Here is a 14,730-nt window from a genome sequence, read left to right on the forward strand (position 1 = left end):
GGATTTGTGATGGATAGAGATTGGAACGCAGCGATTAACATTCTGAAACTAGCCTTGGGTACTACGGGTCACGTAGGAACCTGGATCTATGATCCGAACGCTTCAGGAGATTCGACCTCTACTCATGCTGGAGAAATCTTGTGTGAGCAAGTTGGGTCTATGAATGAAGAATCTCCGCACTTTTAGGGCGGAGAGTGTCAACTCAGTGATTTATACATTGTCTGCTGTGTTGTTGCTAGGTTCTTCCATACCATTAGTGGTTGCACAAATACCAGATTCTCAACTTTCTGAGGATTGCAAAATGCAAATACCAGCAAATCCTTATTCTGTCAAAGACTTCTTGGCTATGGGACACTATCAACAAGATTGTCGCCAAGACTTGCAAGCTGCTGTTTCTGCTTTTACCCAGGCGATTAGACTCAACCCCCAAGCTGAAGAACCATATTATCATCGTGCAAATGCTTACGCTGCAATGGAAAATTATCAAGCAGCAGTAGCAGACTATACACAAGTAATCAAGAAAAATACTGGTAGATTAGGTTTGACTAGTTCTGCATATTGGAACAGGGCTAGGGCTTATGAAAAGTTGGGTGAAAAAACCAAAGCCATTTCTGATTTGACTCAATTAATAGCTAATAATCGTCATCCAAATCCTGATGAATACTTTTTGAGAGCAAATCTGAACAAGGATTTAGGATATACACAAAGTGCGATCGCTGATTATAAAGTAGCCGAAAAACTCTTGCAGCAATACTTAGATGGGATTTTTGGTACTGGTCACATGGATGACAGGAATCAGCAGATGTTAACTCAGGTGAGAAATGAGCTAGCAAATCTGGGTGTAGCCGTAACAATACCTAAAACTACAACTGGGAGTATTTTACGTACAATTGCTAATACAGAAGTTGAACGCGCATTAAATTTAGCTAGACTTCAGTCTCAAAATCCAGTAATTCAACATTTTGATACTCAACTTGAGGATCTGTATAAGCAGCTAGCGACCACGCAACCACAAGTAGATCAAGCGGTAGTTAAAAACCTCATATCAAATGCAGCGTATGAAAAAATAGATACTTTGAAAACAGAGCGATCGCAACTTTTAGCAAAATATACTCTTGACAGTCCCTACATAACCGTAATTGACAATCAAACAAGTCAATTAGAATATTTAATTGAGCGTAATAAATTTTAATTATAGTTACAACACTTTCATGTAATTGAGAACTATCTAGCCTCTAACCTCTAGCCGCTCTCTTACGTAGAGAACCCCGATTTCTTGAGGAAACCGGGGTTCTAGGTTTGGGCGTATCTCAACTCTACTGGCTTATAAAGTCTCTAAAAAGCTTAACAGGTCTGCCATTTCCTTGGTGCTGGGCTGAAATTTTGGCATTGGGGGTGTTTCCCCGCTAATGACTTGATGAATGAGTCCATACTTGGACTTACGCTTAGACACTGCTTGTAAGCTGGGGCCTACTCGGCCATCTGCTTCTAAACCGTGACAGCCAGCACAATTGATTTGAAAAATAGCGTGTCCCTGGATTGGATCGCCTTTCATGGCAAGAACACCCTTAACATAAGGGTCAGAGGCTTTCACCAACTGAACACCAAAAAAGCCCAAAGGGACTGCTAGCAGTATCACTAGCGCCACTAAAGCGATACGCTGAATCGGGATTTCAGGTTTAGTAATCTGGTTATCCAAAAGTTGTGCTAGAAGTCTAGGTTTACTGAAATTTTTCATTTCTTACACATAGCTTAAAATTTCTTGATGATGTCTGCAAGCATCAACTACAGTTTTTATCGTTAAACTTTGGCTAAGAATCCTGTAGGAAGCGGCATTCACCCGCGATTTGGTAAAATTAAAGGCGGGAAACAAATAATGAATAATCGTAACAGGAGATTTCCAGTGATTGAACCTCTACTTTCAGGCATTGTTCTTGGTCTAATACCCGTAACCCTGGCTGGACTATTTTACGCCGCTTACAAGCAATACAAGCGCCCCAATGAGTTGGGTGGTTGATGAGTGAGGGATGGGGGAGATGAGGGAGATGAGGGAGATGAGGGAGATGAGGGAGATGAGGAAGATGAGGAGACAATCTTTCCCCTTTCCCCCTTCCCCTTCCCCCTTCCCCTTTCCCCTTTCCCCCTTCCCCTTTCCCCTTTCCCTACTCCCCCGTTTCCTCACTTCTATAAAAAGTCAGCGCTGTGTTACCGTAGACTTTTTGACGGCAAATTTCCCAGTTAGGAATTAGTATATCTACCCATCCTTGGGGATTATGTTCGATCGCTATTTCTCCGTTTGTCTCTAATAATTGATATTGGGCGATCGCTTCTAATACTGGCTGATATAATCCACTGGTATAGGGCGGGTCAAAATATATTTTGTCAAATTGCTGCCCTGATAGGTTTTTTAACTGCTGAACGACATCACCGCGCAATATTCGCCATTTTTGTTCGCTGTGGGCGATGCGCTGCCAATTTTCTTGAATTACTGCACAGGCTCGGCTGGATTTCTCAATTCCCATCACTAAGCTAGCGCCTCGGCTCAAAGCTTCTGCACCCATTGAACCATTCCCGGCGCACAAATCTAGCCAGCGACAGCCTTCTATTTCTCCTTGCCAAATATTAAACACAGCCTCCCTCACCCGCGAAGTTGTGGGTCGGGTCTCTTGCCCTGGTAAAGTTTTAATTTGGCGATTCCCGTAGATTCTCAAAGTCATTAGTCATTAGTCATTGGTCATTAGTTATTAGTCTACTGATAACTGACAACTCACATTAGTGACTAGTTATTAGTCTACTGACAAGGTTGGTGAATCTCGACTACGCTCGATTACCGCTTGTCGAACCACTGACAACTAACAACTGACAACTGACAACTAACAATTACGCAGCTATTTTTTCCCGTACTTGAGAGACAAAATTAGACAAGATTTGCAGTCCAATATTTGATGATTTTTCTGGGTGAAATTGTACTGCCATGAGGTTTTCTTGGGCAATAGCGGCGGTGACGGTTTGCGTACCGTGGGTAACAGTTGCAGCCCGCACTTGAGGCTCAGTTGGGTCAACATAGTAGGAATGGACAAAATATACCCAAGGTTGGGGGGGCAAATGCTCCCACAAAATACTTTTTGGTTGGGTTAATTCGAGCTGATTCCATCCCATGTGGGGGATAGTTATCCCTGGTTGTGACACAAACCGCTTGACTTTTCCTTTGATAATTCCCAGCCCTGGTTGATTACCTTCCGCACTTGATTCAAAAAGAATTTGCAGCCCTAAACAAATACCTAAGAAGGGTTTGCCAGATGCGATTATATCTTTTATTGGTTGTTCTAAATCACGCGATCGCAGGTTCTGCACTGCGGGGTCAAATGCTCCCACTCCCGGCAATATGACCGCATCCGCCTGAGTTAATTCCTTATGAGAATGGGTAATTATTGGAGTCGCCCCCGCATTTTCTAATCCTTTGCAAACAGAATGCAAATTTCCCATCTCGTAATCTATCACCGCAATAACTGGCATTGCCTTCTCCTTGTAAATTATTTATGGAGGGTTTTTCTATTCTAAATAATATTTTCCATGAAGAAAAGAATTCTATTAACTTCTTTTACCACTTGGCTGCCTGATCAAAAGTCAAATTCCTCTGATGATTTATTATTTGAAGTCACCAAACTTGACTCACTTCCATGTGATTTACAATTCCTGCGCTTATTACCCGTTGATATCGGGCTGGCTAGTGCAGAAGTAATCGCAAAAATAGAGGAGGATCAACCAGATTACATTGTCTGTTGTGGCATGGCCGCAGGGCGGGAAAAATTGAGTGTAGAAATGGGTGCTAGCTGTGGAGAAACTTTTTTACAGACCCCTATTGATTTAGAAAAATTGATCATAGGAGCAAGAGCAACTGATATTAGTGACGACTGCGGTAAATTTGTCTGCGAAGGTCTTTATTATTCGGTACTGAACTACTTAGGACAAAAGCAACTATCAAGCCATTGTGTTTTTGTTCATGTCCCAGTACTGAATCAAGATAATTTGCTGGTAATACTTGCTGATTTCGTATTAATTATTAACAATCTGGCACTTTTGTCAAATAATTAGCGTCGAAGGCAGTGGACAGTTATCAGTTATCAGTTATCAGTTATCATTAGTTTCTTTCCCCTTTCCCCTTTCCCCCCTGCCCCTTTCCACTTTCCCCTTTCCCCTTTCCCCTTTCCCCCCTGCCCCTTTCCCCTTTCCCCAGTCCCCAGTCCACTATGTTATCGTTATTACTAAGCTTTCTCGTTGCTCAATCAACTCCAACTACACCACCGCCCGAAGAGGTAGTCCAACCGCAACAAGTCCGGGCTTTACCAGGACAGTTAGATTCTATACCAACATTTAACAGCAATAGTCCAGAATTAGTTTTAAAAGAGGGCATTTTACTTTCTACTTTTCCGTCAACCGGAAAAAAATTTCCCTCAGCGCATTTGAATTATCCTTTTCGCGGGCGCTTTGATGTGTTCGCTCATCACATTGCTAGGGCGGAACCGGCAGATAATTTACGCTCACTATATTTAGGCATACTTTTACATAACCCCACATCTCAACCAGTCAGGGTAGATGTTTTGCAAGGGGCTAGTTATTTAAGTCAACCGGATGCACCGTTTATTGAGTTGCCCTCTTTTGTGGAAAATAATTTAGGTAATGTGTTCGCTGGGCCTGGCGATCGCGTAATGAATGATATCTTAAGAGGACAGCGACAAGATATTTTTCCGGCTCAAATTGTGATTCCACCGGGTGAAAGTCGGATGCTGTTAAATCAGCCTATACCTGTGCGGGGATTAACACCACCTTTAAATGGACGCTCCACTTTGGTACGGTTGCGGAGTGATGGTACAGTGTATGCGGCTAGTTTGGCTATGTTTGCTCGTACCAACGCTGATGGTAGTGAGCGATCGCCGACTTTAGAAGAGTGGCAAAATTTACTAGATAATAGTGATGTGTCTGGGCCAAGGGATAAAACACCTACTCCCTTGGAAGAAACTGGTAAACCAAGAATTTATGGTCGTGTGGCTGGGGTGGCGCGTGGTTCCTATTGGCGTTCTTTTATTGTCGATAGTCCCAAAGCGAGGAATTTAACTATCCCCCAACCTGGACAAGCTTTTTCTTATGCTTTAAGTAGCTTACATGGGGGTACTTTAGGAACTGGTCAAATTCAGAGTGCGCCTATGTTGGTACGTTATCCTGATACGGCTTATCGCGCTCATGGTAATTACGCGATTCAATATAGTTTAAAGTTACCTTTGTACAATAATACGCCCAGTCCGCAAACTGTGAATGTATCTTTGCAGACTCCTATTAAGGAAGACAGGTTAACCCAACCAGGACTGCGCTTTTTTACTACACCAGCTCGTCAAACCTTCTTCCGGGGAACTGTTCGCATCCGTTACAGGGATGACCAAGGACAGCAACAAACTCGATTTGTGCATTTAGTCCAAAAGCGGGGTCAACCAGGGGAACCATTAGCAACATTAAATATGAAAACAGGCGATCGCCGTTTGGTCGAGGTAGACTTTCTCTATCCACCCGACGCTTCACCACCACAAGTATTAACTGTATCAACAATATCAATTCAAAATTAACAGGACTTACGCAAGTGTCATAATCAAACTAACTGTAGGGTGCGTCAGCCCCAATAATTTCGTACAGATTTAAGGATTTTCCACATCTGACGCACCCTACCCCATGTGCCAGTTGCGTAAGTCCTAATTAAGTAACATGGGCAATACCCACTACCATGATATGGGGGGCAATGCCCATCCTACTAAAACCAAAATAAAGAGATAAACTTTAATATCACAACCAATAACTTTGTACTTAATGCAAAAGATAACTGCTGTATCTGTATCAAATGCTAGTCAAAATACTAAATCTATCTTCAGTAAAATCTCCTTTATTTGAATTTAGTAATTGAGATTATGCTATGTTGCAAACAATACTAGTTAATCTCACTTTAATTTAATTTGGTTTGCATTAACTTACCTGGGAATATGTTATCGCGCTTAAGTTACTGACGATTAGCCTTTTAGATAACAGCATTTAATCTTTCTGTGTTGTACAATATATAATCCTTCAGAAGGATTGACTTTTAAAAGATTGTAATTACTCATATTGCATATTTTCACAAAAAGTTATAAATTATTAATTTGAAGGGGAAAATTAGTCTTTCAAACTAAATCCTAATTAAGGATGCTGAGGAGTCCTCCAGACTTCATACAAACCTTAAATAGACTTACGGATATATTTTTATTTGGTAAAGCAGAGTTCCAGAAATCAAACCGTAACAAAGGATAAGTTAAAAATATATCTTTCACTTACTGTATTTAATCATCACTGGCTAACTTGAGGTAAGTCATTACAGCTATAGCTGTAATTTATCACAAGAATAAGTGATTACCAACAAATTAATTGCTCATTCAGCATTATAAGAAACAACAGCTAGAAAATTTTATAGTAGGCTGTTATCTCAATTGATGTAGGCTTTTTAAGAAGTTATCTTTGCTAATTTATCAGGATAACATAACCAAGCGCATCTACCAAAAATTTACACCCTAATGGAGTTAATCTGGCGATGCAGAAACTAAACGAATTGCTAACAAATCAAACTATAGAAGACTCAGCATGGAAAGCGTTAGAGAAATCAATCTTATACTATAAAGGTCGTCCAGTTGGTACGGTTGCAGCCGTTGATGTATCTGTAGAAGCATTAAATTATGACCAGTGTTTTATTAGAGATTTCGTCTCATCAGCCTTAATTTTTCTGATTAAAGGTAGAGCAGATATTGTCCGTAACTTCCTAGAAGAAACTTTAAAATTACAGCCGAAAGACAGGCAATTAGATGCCTATAAACCTGGACGGGGATTAATTCCCGCTAGTTTTAAAGTAGTAACAGATAATGGTGAAGAATATTTAGAAGCGGATTTTGGTGAACATGCGATCGCCAGAGTCACACCCGTAGATTCTTGTCTGTGGTGGATTCTTTTATTACGTGCTTATGTAGTCGCCACCAAAGATTTTTCCTTAGCCTATCAGCCAGAATTTCAAACAGGTATTCGGCTAATTATGGAAATCTGTTTGGCAAATCGCTTTGATATGTACCCCACATTGTTAGTTCCAGATGGCGCTTGTATGATTGACCGCCGTTTAGGAATTTATGGACATCCATTGGAACTACAAGTGTTATTTTACGCGGCATTACGTGCAGCCCGTGAAATGTTAGTTTGTCAAGGAAATCAAGATGTTGTCGAAGCAATTGACAACCGCCTCCCACTTTTATGCGCCCACATTCGCCAACATTATTGGATAGATATTCATCGCTTAAATGCCATTTACCGCTTCAAGAGTGAGGAATATGGTAAAACAGCAGTCAACCTTTTCAATATATATGTAGACTCAATTCCCTATTATGAATTAGATAAATGGTTGCCGAAAGAAGGCGGTTATATGGCGGGGAATGTGGGGCCGTCGCAATTAGATACTCGCTTCTTTGCAGTGGGTAATTTAATGTCGATTATTTCTGACTTAGCGACAGAAGAACAATCACAAGCCATTATGACTCTCATCGAAGATAGATGGGAAGATTTGGTAGGAGATATGCCAATGAAAATCTGCTACCCAGCCTTAGAAGATGAAGAATATAGAATTGTTACAGGGTGTGACCCGAAAAATATTCCTTGGTCTTATCATAATGCGGGTAGCTGGCCGGTTTTAATGTGGATGTTAGCCGCAGCATCCGTCAAAACTGGTAAACCTTATTTAGCAGCTAAAGCCCTGGAAATTGCCCAAGGACGGCTTTTAGAAGATGAATGGCCAGAATATTATGATGGTAAGAAAGGGCGACTAATAGGTAAACAAGCGAGAAAATATCAAACCTGGACAATTGCTGGTTTCTTATTAGCCAGCGAATTGATGAAAGATGCTTCCCACTTATCATTAGTTAGCTTTGAGAAGCTACCACCAGAGTTAATTTCTAGAGCTTGTGAGTTTGAAATTCGCAGTGTAGATACTTCTGTATCTTTGTAAGAGTTTTGTGACTCACATCTTGCAGTAATTTCTTATTCACCAGCACCAATTAAAAAGGTGATTATTTAGTAGGGTGGGCAGTGCATCGCCACTATCTTATGGAAAAGATGCAAGAACTCAATAGACTTCTTGCATAAATCTTTTTTTGTCTCACGCAAAGGCGCAAAAACGCAAAGAAAAGAACGCTAAGAACCAATACGGTTCAGTTAAGGCTAAATTGGGCAGAAACATTGACTAAATATCTAAACTAATCGGCGTTTATCGGCGTTTATCGGCGGTTAATTATTCTTATCTGAACCGTATTGCGCTAAGAACGACTTTTGCAAGAGGTCTACTGAAATTGAGTCAAAAATAGATTTTGATTTTATCCCCTTGCGATTGTAAGGGGATTTTGTTTTAGGCGCTCCAATTCCTCAACTATTCTTGCTATTCCCCATATTTTTTGTAGGATAAATTACCATATCTGGGCAATATAGAAGCGAAAGCTACAAAGGAGTTGCCTTGTGACCTCATTTAAAAACTATAAAAGCAGAGCCTCTCAATACATTACCTTCATCGACTCAGAATTTTATCCAGACTATCTAGATGAAGCAAAAACTATTTACGGCAGTGTCATAGAGGAGTTTATTGAATTAGTTATACAGTCAAAACTTCTGCTGAATTATTCATAAGCATTACAGAGAAACCTAATCCATCTCGAACTCAGTTGTTGCGAGTTTTTCGTAGATATGTATCGCCTGATACTTCTGTTCAAATGTTGATGAAAAAGAAAAATATGCAAAGTATCATCAATGATTATGGGTATCGATTTAGAGATATAGAGGAAGTCAAAAAAAACTTGGCCAGCCGCCCGAACCCTGACGAAGCGCTAATGGCTATTCTCATACAGGATAAGAACCCTGGAAAAAAGGGATATCAGTTAACAGAAGCTTTCTTTCTGTGGTTTGAGGCAAATTTTGGTTCAGAATATTTGATTCAAGGGCCAAAAGGTGCTGGAAAAGATGTAATGCTCAATAAAGTATTGAAGGCGTGGGATGCAAGAACGCCAGCAGATATTTTCATTTCTCACCAGGATAAAACACCATTAGTTATAGGCTTTGCTCGCTACGACTCAGATCGAGGAGGAGCGCAAGAGGACGATCGCACAGGTGGTAACAGAGATAAAATAACTGATATTCTTAAATACGCTGATACCCATAAGTTACCCTTAAAAATATTTTTTCTCAATGACGGGCCAGGACTTACGCTTGGCTCAATGTGGAATGATTATGCTGCTCTAGAAGACTACGGTAAAGGGAAAGTAATGGTATGCACTCTTAAGATGCTGGATGAGAGATTTACCAGAGATTGGCTTGAAAGTTGAGTTTGCTATCCCACTCTTCGATTAAAGCTGGGGAAATAGCTTGTAAATCTGGCGATATCTCAAAATATACATCAAGTCCAGTACGTAAAATTCTATTAATATCTAATAAAGATTCTTGCTTTATCTGCGCCTGATGAGCATTAACCAAATCACCCATTGCTTCAGTTCCTTTAGCTAAACGATGAATTGTAGTTTCTATTGCTAGAGGAGAATTATCTATTGCTATCCATCGCCTTTCGAGTTCTTCTGCTACAGCGACGGTTGTACCACTACCAGAAAACGCATCAAGTACTAAGTCACCTTTGTTAGAAGAAGCAAGAATAATACGTTTAAGCATTTCTGGATTCTTTTCAGTAGGATAGCCTGTAATTTTAATATTTTGATTATGAGCGTCCTTGAAATCAAGCCAAATATCTTGAACTGGAATACCCTTACTATTATCAAGATAAACTTTTCTTCTGGGATTACCTGTTGGCGACCAATAAATTTCTCCTCTTGCATCCATCTCATCCAGAGTTTCGGGTGTATATTGCCAATGTTTACCAGGAGGTGGAAGCATCCCCCGCCAAGGTTTACCAGTCTCACCATTTCTAATTCCGGGAGCATGAATAGGGACTTTTTTGTAACGTCTTCCAGTCTCTTCTTCTACATACTGATATTCTTTTTTAGCTGTAGTATCTGTCCAAGCTTCAAATGCTTGATTCCATACATAGCTTTCAGTTTTTGTGTAGAACAAAATATAGTCTGAAACGTTTCCATATTGTTTTCGAGTAAAGTTCTTAGGGTTACATTTCTTTCTTGTAATCCAATTGCGAAAATTTTTAGAACCAAAAATTTCGTCCATCAAAATTTTGATGGGGAAAGCCATATTTTCATCTAGATGTACATAGATTGAACCATCATCAGCTAATAATTCTCTCAGTAGAATTAACCTATGACGGAGAAATTCTAGATAATCAGCCCCACCCATGAGATCATGATAGGCATGATTTTGTGTTCTAGATTCAAAACCGGAACCTGTAGCGTAGGGTGGATCAATATAAATTAATTTAACTTTTCCGGCAATATCAACATCATTTAACAAGCTTCTAAGAACTCTGAGATTTTCACCATAAATCAATTGATTTTTAGGCTGTTTTTCTACCTTAATTACGCAATTCAACTGTGCTGGTGAGATATTAAAAATTTCCTCAACAGCTAACTTCCCCTCATACTCCAGCCTGAAGGATATTCTATTACTATCCTTTGAAGTACTGTTACGCTTGAGTTTACTTGGTATTCCTGTAGCCATCTAAGCTTCTGATTTTTCCTGACAACCTTGATTTTGACCTTCGAGAAACTCATCGAAATCCTGCTTGCGGACTCGGAAAATTTTCGGCCCTACTTTTATAGCTTTTAAATGATTAGATGAGATCCATCGTTGCACTGTTCTCTGATGCACCCGAAGAATCTGTGCTATTTCACTAGTGGTTAAAAACTTTTCGTTTTCCCCACCATTGCTTTCTTGATACTGTCGTTTTTGTCGCATAATTTGCTATTATATGCTGAAAGCTTTTGTGTCGCAACTGTCGCTTCTGTCATAGCAGCCTAGATTAATAGCTTAGTGGCATCACAAGGCTAGAATAATGGATTAACCAAACCTAAAAATCTTTATCATCGGCGTTCATCGGCGTTTATCGGCGGTTAATTTTATCCAAATTTATTCCCCAATTTAACTATGATTACGCCAGCAATCTTTTTTATCTATGACTAACCCCCGCCAAGTAGCTTTTATCGCCCTGCGAGATGTTCATAAAGGAGCTTATACAGATGTAGCTTTAGATAGAGCGTTGCAAAGAGCTACTCTCTTAGATAGCGATCGCCGTCTAGTAACAGAATTGCTTTATGGTAGTGTCAGGAGGCAACGCACGCTTGATTTTATTATCGACCAACTCGCCACAAAGAAATCTCACCAGCAACCAACCGAACTCCGCACTATCTTACATTTAGGTTTATATCAACTGCGTTATCAAGAGCGTATCCCTGCTTCTGCGGCTGTGAATACTACTGTGGAATTAGCAAAGGAGAATGGTTTTGCGGGACTGACAGGTTTTGTCAATGGTTTATTACGGCAGTATATCCGTTCGGCGGAGGCATCACCAGATTTTCTTAAGTTACCGGAAAATCCGGTGCAAAGGTTGGGAATTTTACACAGCTTCCCTGATTGGATTATACAGGTTTGGTTAGAACAATTGGGTTTGGCAGAGACGGAAAAACTCTGCGAATGGATGAACCAAACACCAACAATTGATTTAAGAATCAACCCTCTGCGTACTTCTATAGAGGAAGTCGAGACAGCGTTAAAGTCTGCGGGAATTTTGGCGAGGCGCATCCCTAATTTACCCCAAGCTTTACGATTAATTGGCAATACTGGCTCAATTCAACAGCTTCCGGGGTTTAAAGATGGTTGGTGGGTTGTCCAAGATGCTAGCGCTCAATTAGTTGGTCATTTGCTTGACCCGCAACCGGGCGAGGTGATAATTGATGCTTGTGCTGCGCCGGGGGGAAAGACGACTCACATCGCTGAGTTAATTCAGGATAGGGGGACGGTTTGGGCTGGCGATCGCACTGCTTCGCGTTTGCGTAAACTGAAAGAAAATGCCCAACGTCTCAATTTACACTCGATTCAAATTTGCACAGGCGACAGTCGCAACTTACCGCAATTTTACAATACTGCTGACCGCGTGTTGCTTGATGCCCCATGTTCTGGCTTGGGAACTCTCCACCGCCACGCCGACGCACGTTGGCGACAGACACCAGCATCAGTGCAAGAACTCTCGACCCTACAAAAGGAACTATTAGCACATACCTCAAAATTTGTCAAAGCGGGGGGTGTGTTGGTTTATGCTACCTGTACACTGCATCCAGCCGAAACTGAAGATGTAATTACACAATTCCTCACTGAGAATACTGATTGGCAAATTGAGCCGCCAAGCCCTAATTCGCTTGATTCTTGCTACACTACATCACATGGTTGGTTGAAAGTTTGGCCCCACAATCAAGACATGGACGGCTTTTTCATGGTGCGCTTAAGAAAAACCAACGTTTCCGCGTGATTACTATCAGGGATAGTACGATTTGATAGAAGCCTGAATCTCCTAGAGGAGGCAGCGATGGTGACAGATTCCAACGTGAAAAATTTAGTGAAAATTCTGATTGGTGCTGCTTGGATTGATGGCAAAATCCAACCAGAAGAACGCCAATGTCTGCGCGAGATAGCCCAAGCAAAAGGTTTGGCTAGCGATCCTGAGATTAAACCTTGGTTGTATGAGTTAGTTGCAGTCAAACCCAACGAATGTTACACATGGTTAACAGAATACTTGGGCGATCGCCCCAGTCTCGAAGACTGCGAAAATCTGATTGAAGCCATTAGCGGTCTAATTTATAGTGATGGGGATGTGGCGATCGAAGAAGCAAAGCTCCTGACTAAAGTACAGGACATAGCAAAGCCAGACGACCCCAACCATTCAGCCCATACTATACTGTTAAAACAAATCCAGCAGCTTTATCGGCGTTGGGTAGAAGTTCAAAATTAACTATATAGTCAAAAGTCCATAGTGAGCCAGTCTTGTAGGCGGGTTTCCCGCGCCCTGGGAACTGGCGAACCCGTAAGGGTCCATAGTCTATAGTCCAAAACCTGCATTTTTAGCTGTTGACTAACGACCAATGACCAATGACTAATGACTAATGACTAATTAAGACTTCGGTTCACCCAGACCCGGAGTTTCTTCTTTATCTACCTTGGGTACAAAATCAGGACGCTCTTTGCTTTCCCAACCTACAGGACGTTTGGAGTTGTACCAAGCAATGGAACCAATAGTTACAGCCGCAATAAAGCCGACTATATACACCAAAGTAAAAGCTGTAGGGAAATGATACCCACCAGTCGCTACTGCATCTGCGGCCTGCATCAATATACGCATAAATATACCTTCCTAATGTACGCAACACTTCTTAATAGATTATAGAAGAAGTGTATCATTCACATCCCCCCCCAGTTTGAAACATTGGGTATTACATATGGGAGAGGGGAAGGGGGGAAGGGGGAAAGGGGAAAGGGGAAGGGGAAAGGGGAAAGGGGGAAAATAACAACTGATAACTGATAACTGATAACTGATAACTGATAACTGACTCCTGTGAAGTTGTTCTAACCACATGGATATGTCAGTTTCTGAACCAGAAGCGAAAGATTTTCCTGTTACGGGGTCGTATGCGTACCAATATTGATTACCATAACGGTCTATCTTTTGTCTAACTTGTACTTCCTGGGGATTTATTAGGATGATTTTTAGCAGTTTTTGCCAAATATTATGTAAAATTCTCTTACTATAAATATGTCGAAATAGTCTGCTATTTGGTGTTTATCTGCCTTTAGGTTGTAGACAAGTAAGGTTATTTTGCATAAAGTTAATTATGACATTAGTTCAATAAATGAAACTTTAACAACGTTTTAATTAGTAATCCAATAATGGCTTGTATAGTTTATATAAAAAAATTATATAATGGAAAAGTGTCAAAATAGAAAATATAAAAGTGCAATGGTTTAAAAAAAGATGAATTTTTGTCTGTAGATATTTGTTCGCATTAGTCTAAAACAAGACAATAATCAGACTTATGCAAGTGTCATCATCAAAGTAACTGTAGGGTGCGTCAGCCCCAACAATTTCGTACAGATTCAAGGATTTTCCCCATCTGACGCACCCTACCCCAAGTGCTAGTTGCGTAAGTCCTGAATAAGTTACTGACTACTTCTAAAATCAACATTTATTGAGAATTTAACTGTGTTAATTGCTTATGAAAATTTCCCAACTTCGCGCTGTAGTTGCAGTAGCAGAGCATGGTAATTTTAGTGAAGCAGCTTTAGATTTGCAACTGACGCAACCAGCAATCAGTCATGCGATCGCTACTCTAGAAGAAGAATTAGGTATACCCTTGTTTGCGAGAGGTCGTCATGGAGCGGTGTTAACACCAGCCGGAGAGCGAATTTTACATCACGCTCGTCAAGCAATGCTGCATTTGGAAATGATGCAAGCAGAAGCTAACCTTCATAAAGGCTTACCGAAAAATTTGGTTTAGAGCCGCGATTTTGGTTTTGATTTCTTCAAGCCGCACACTCGTGACTTCGAGTCATGAGTTAGGCGCTCTATATTTCCATGTTTGGTTTTACACATGGTTACGCACATGGTAAGATAAAGTATGGAAGTAAAACACGGAAGGGGTTATGTTTATGCAATTGAATATCATATTGTATGGTGTGTTAAATACAGGC

The 14,730-nt window shown here is 40.7% G+C and carries 16 protein-coding genes and 2 pseudogenes; 12 read left to right on the forward strand and 6 right to left on the reverse strand.

The window, feature by feature from the left end; genetic code table 11:
- Positions 1-186 (forward strand): annotated as a pseudogene (locus tag H6G83_RS35070) (RNA-guided endonuclease TnpB family protein); the annotation flags it as partial.
- 19 nt (positions 187-205) lie between these two features.
- Positions 206-1,192 (forward strand): tetratricopeptide repeat protein, encoded by a 987-nt coding sequence (locus tag H6G83_RS33365; RefSeq protein ID WP_313937721.1) that lies wholly within the window; start codon positions 206-208, stop codon positions 1,190-1,192.
- Positions 1,193-1,324: 132 nt separating this feature from the next.
- Here H6G83_RS33365 and H6G83_RS33370 read toward each other — a convergent pair whose 3' ends face one another.
- Positions 1,325-1,699: a c-type cytochrome gene (locus tag H6G83_RS33370; protein WP_190480251.1), complete on the reverse strand. Its 375-nt coding sequence runs from the start codon at positions 1,697-1,699 to the stop codon at positions 1,325-1,327.
- A 204-nt stretch (positions 1,700-1,903) separates the two neighbouring features.
- Here H6G83_RS33370 and petG point away from each other — a divergent pair, with 204 nt between their 5' ends.
- Positions 1,904-2,017: a cytochrome b6-f complex subunit V gene (gene petG, locus H6G83_RS33375; RefSeq protein WP_067775600.1), complete on the forward strand. Its 114-nt coding sequence runs from the start codon at positions 1,904-1,906 to the stop codon at positions 2,015-2,017.
- Positions 2,018-2,162: 145 nt separating this feature from the next.
- Here petG and rsmD read toward each other — a convergent pair whose 3' ends face one another.
- A complete protein-coding gene (gene rsmD, locus H6G83_RS33380) occupies positions 2,163-2,717 on the reverse strand; it encodes a 16S rRNA (guanine(966)-N(2))-methyltransferase RsmD (protein WP_190480229.1) in 555 nt (184 codons plus the stop codon).
- 163 nt (positions 2,718-2,880) lie between these two features.
- On the reverse strand, positions 2,881-3,516 hold the full coding sequence (gene hisH / locus H6G83_RS33385; RefSeq protein WP_190480231.1) for an imidazole glycerol phosphate synthase subunit HisH: 636 nt from the start codon (positions 3,514-3,516) through the stop codon (positions 2,881-2,883).
- A 57-nt stretch (positions 3,517-3,573) separates the two neighbouring features.
- On the opposite strand from hisH, the gene H6G83_RS33390 reads away from it, so the two are divergent.
- The 5 genes from H6G83_RS33390 to H6G83_RS33405 all read left to right on the forward strand — a co-directional run bounded on the left by H6G83_RS33390 (position 3,574) and on the right by H6G83_RS33405 (position 9,422).
- Positions 3,574-4,095, forward strand: coding sequence for a pyroglutamyl-peptidase I family protein (locus H6G83_RS33390; protein ID WP_190480234.1), 522 nt, complete (start codon positions 3,574-3,576; stop codon positions 4,093-4,095).
- 155 nt (positions 4,096-4,250) lie between these two features.
- Positions 4,251-5,618, forward strand: a complete 1,368-nt coding sequence (locus H6G83_RS33395) for a DUF3370 domain-containing protein (protein WP_190480236.1) — start codon at positions 4,251-4,253, stop codon at positions 5,616-5,618.
- A gap of 989 nt (positions 5,619-6,607) precedes the next feature.
- Complete coding sequence (locus tag H6G83_RS33400) at positions 6,608-8,059, forward strand: glycoside hydrolase 100 family protein (RefSeq protein WP_190480237.1); 1,452 nt, start codon at positions 6,608-6,610, stop codon at positions 8,057-8,059.
- Between the two features lie 503 nt (positions 8,060-8,562).
- Complete coding sequence (locus H6G83_RS35740; protein ID WP_242044992.1) at positions 8,563-8,730, forward strand: hypothetical protein; 168 nt, start codon at positions 8,563-8,565, stop codon at positions 8,728-8,730.
- An 89-nt stretch (positions 8,731-8,819) separates the two neighbouring features.
- Positions 8,820-9,422, forward strand: a complete 603-nt coding sequence (locus H6G83_RS33405; RefSeq protein WP_242044993.1) for a hypothetical protein — start codon at positions 8,820-8,822, stop codon at positions 9,420-9,422.
- On the opposite strand, the gene H6G83_RS33410 is transcribed toward H6G83_RS33405, so the two are convergent.
- Together H6G83_RS33410 and H6G83_RS33415 are read right to left on the reverse strand one after the other, a co-directional pair.
- A complete protein-coding gene (locus tag H6G83_RS33410; RefSeq protein WP_190480239.1) occupies positions 9,397-10,713 on the reverse strand; it encodes a site-specific DNA-methyltransferase in 1,317 nt (438 codons plus the stop codon). The genes H6G83_RS33405 and H6G83_RS33410 overlap by 26 nt on opposite strands.
- The gene (locus H6G83_RS33415) at positions 10,714-10,950 is read right to left on the reverse strand and encodes a helix-turn-helix domain-containing protein (RefSeq protein WP_190480241.1); all 237 of its coding nucleotides are present in this window, start codon (positions 10,948-10,950) and stop codon (positions 10,714-10,716) included.
- A gap of 217 nt (positions 10,951-11,167) precedes the next feature.
- Here H6G83_RS33415 and H6G83_RS33420 point away from each other — a divergent pair, with 217 nt between their 5' ends.
- The gene (locus H6G83_RS33420) at positions 11,168-12,517 is read left to right on the forward strand and encodes a 16S rRNA (cytosine(967)-C(5))-methyltransferase (protein WP_190480244.1); all 1,350 of its coding nucleotides are present in this window, start codon (positions 11,168-11,170) and stop codon (positions 12,515-12,517) included.
- Between the two features lie 57 nt (positions 12,518-12,574).
- Entirely contained in the window at positions 12,575-12,997 is a 423-nt protein-coding gene (locus H6G83_RS33425) for a tellurite resistance TerB family protein (RefSeq protein ID WP_190480246.1), read from the forward strand.
- Between the two features lie 159 nt (positions 12,998-13,156).
- Here the strand turns inward: H6G83_RS33425 and psb35 are convergent, their stop codons facing one another.
- On the reverse strand, positions 13,157-13,384 hold the full coding sequence (gene psb35 / locus H6G83_RS33430) for a photosystem II assembly protein Psb35 (protein ID WP_190480248.1): 228 nt from the start codon (positions 13,382-13,384) through the stop codon (positions 13,157-13,159).
- Between the two features lie 871 nt (positions 13,385-14,255).
- Here psb35 and H6G83_RS33435 point away from each other — a divergent pair.
- Positions 14,256-14,537 (forward strand): LysR family transcriptional regulator, encoded by a 282-nt coding sequence (locus tag H6G83_RS33435; protein WP_242044994.1) that lies wholly within the window; start codon positions 14,256-14,258, stop codon positions 14,535-14,537.
- A 120-nt stretch (positions 14,538-14,657) separates the two neighbouring features.
- Positions 14,658-14,730 (forward strand): annotated as a pseudogene (locus tag H6G83_RS36570) (IS200/IS605 family transposase); the annotation flags it as partial.

The organism is Anabaena azotica FACHB-119 (assembly GCF_014697625.1).
Taxonomy (GTDB): Bacteria; Cyanobacteriota; Cyanobacteriia; order Cyanobacteriales; family Nostocaceae; genus Trichormus; species Trichormus azoticus_A.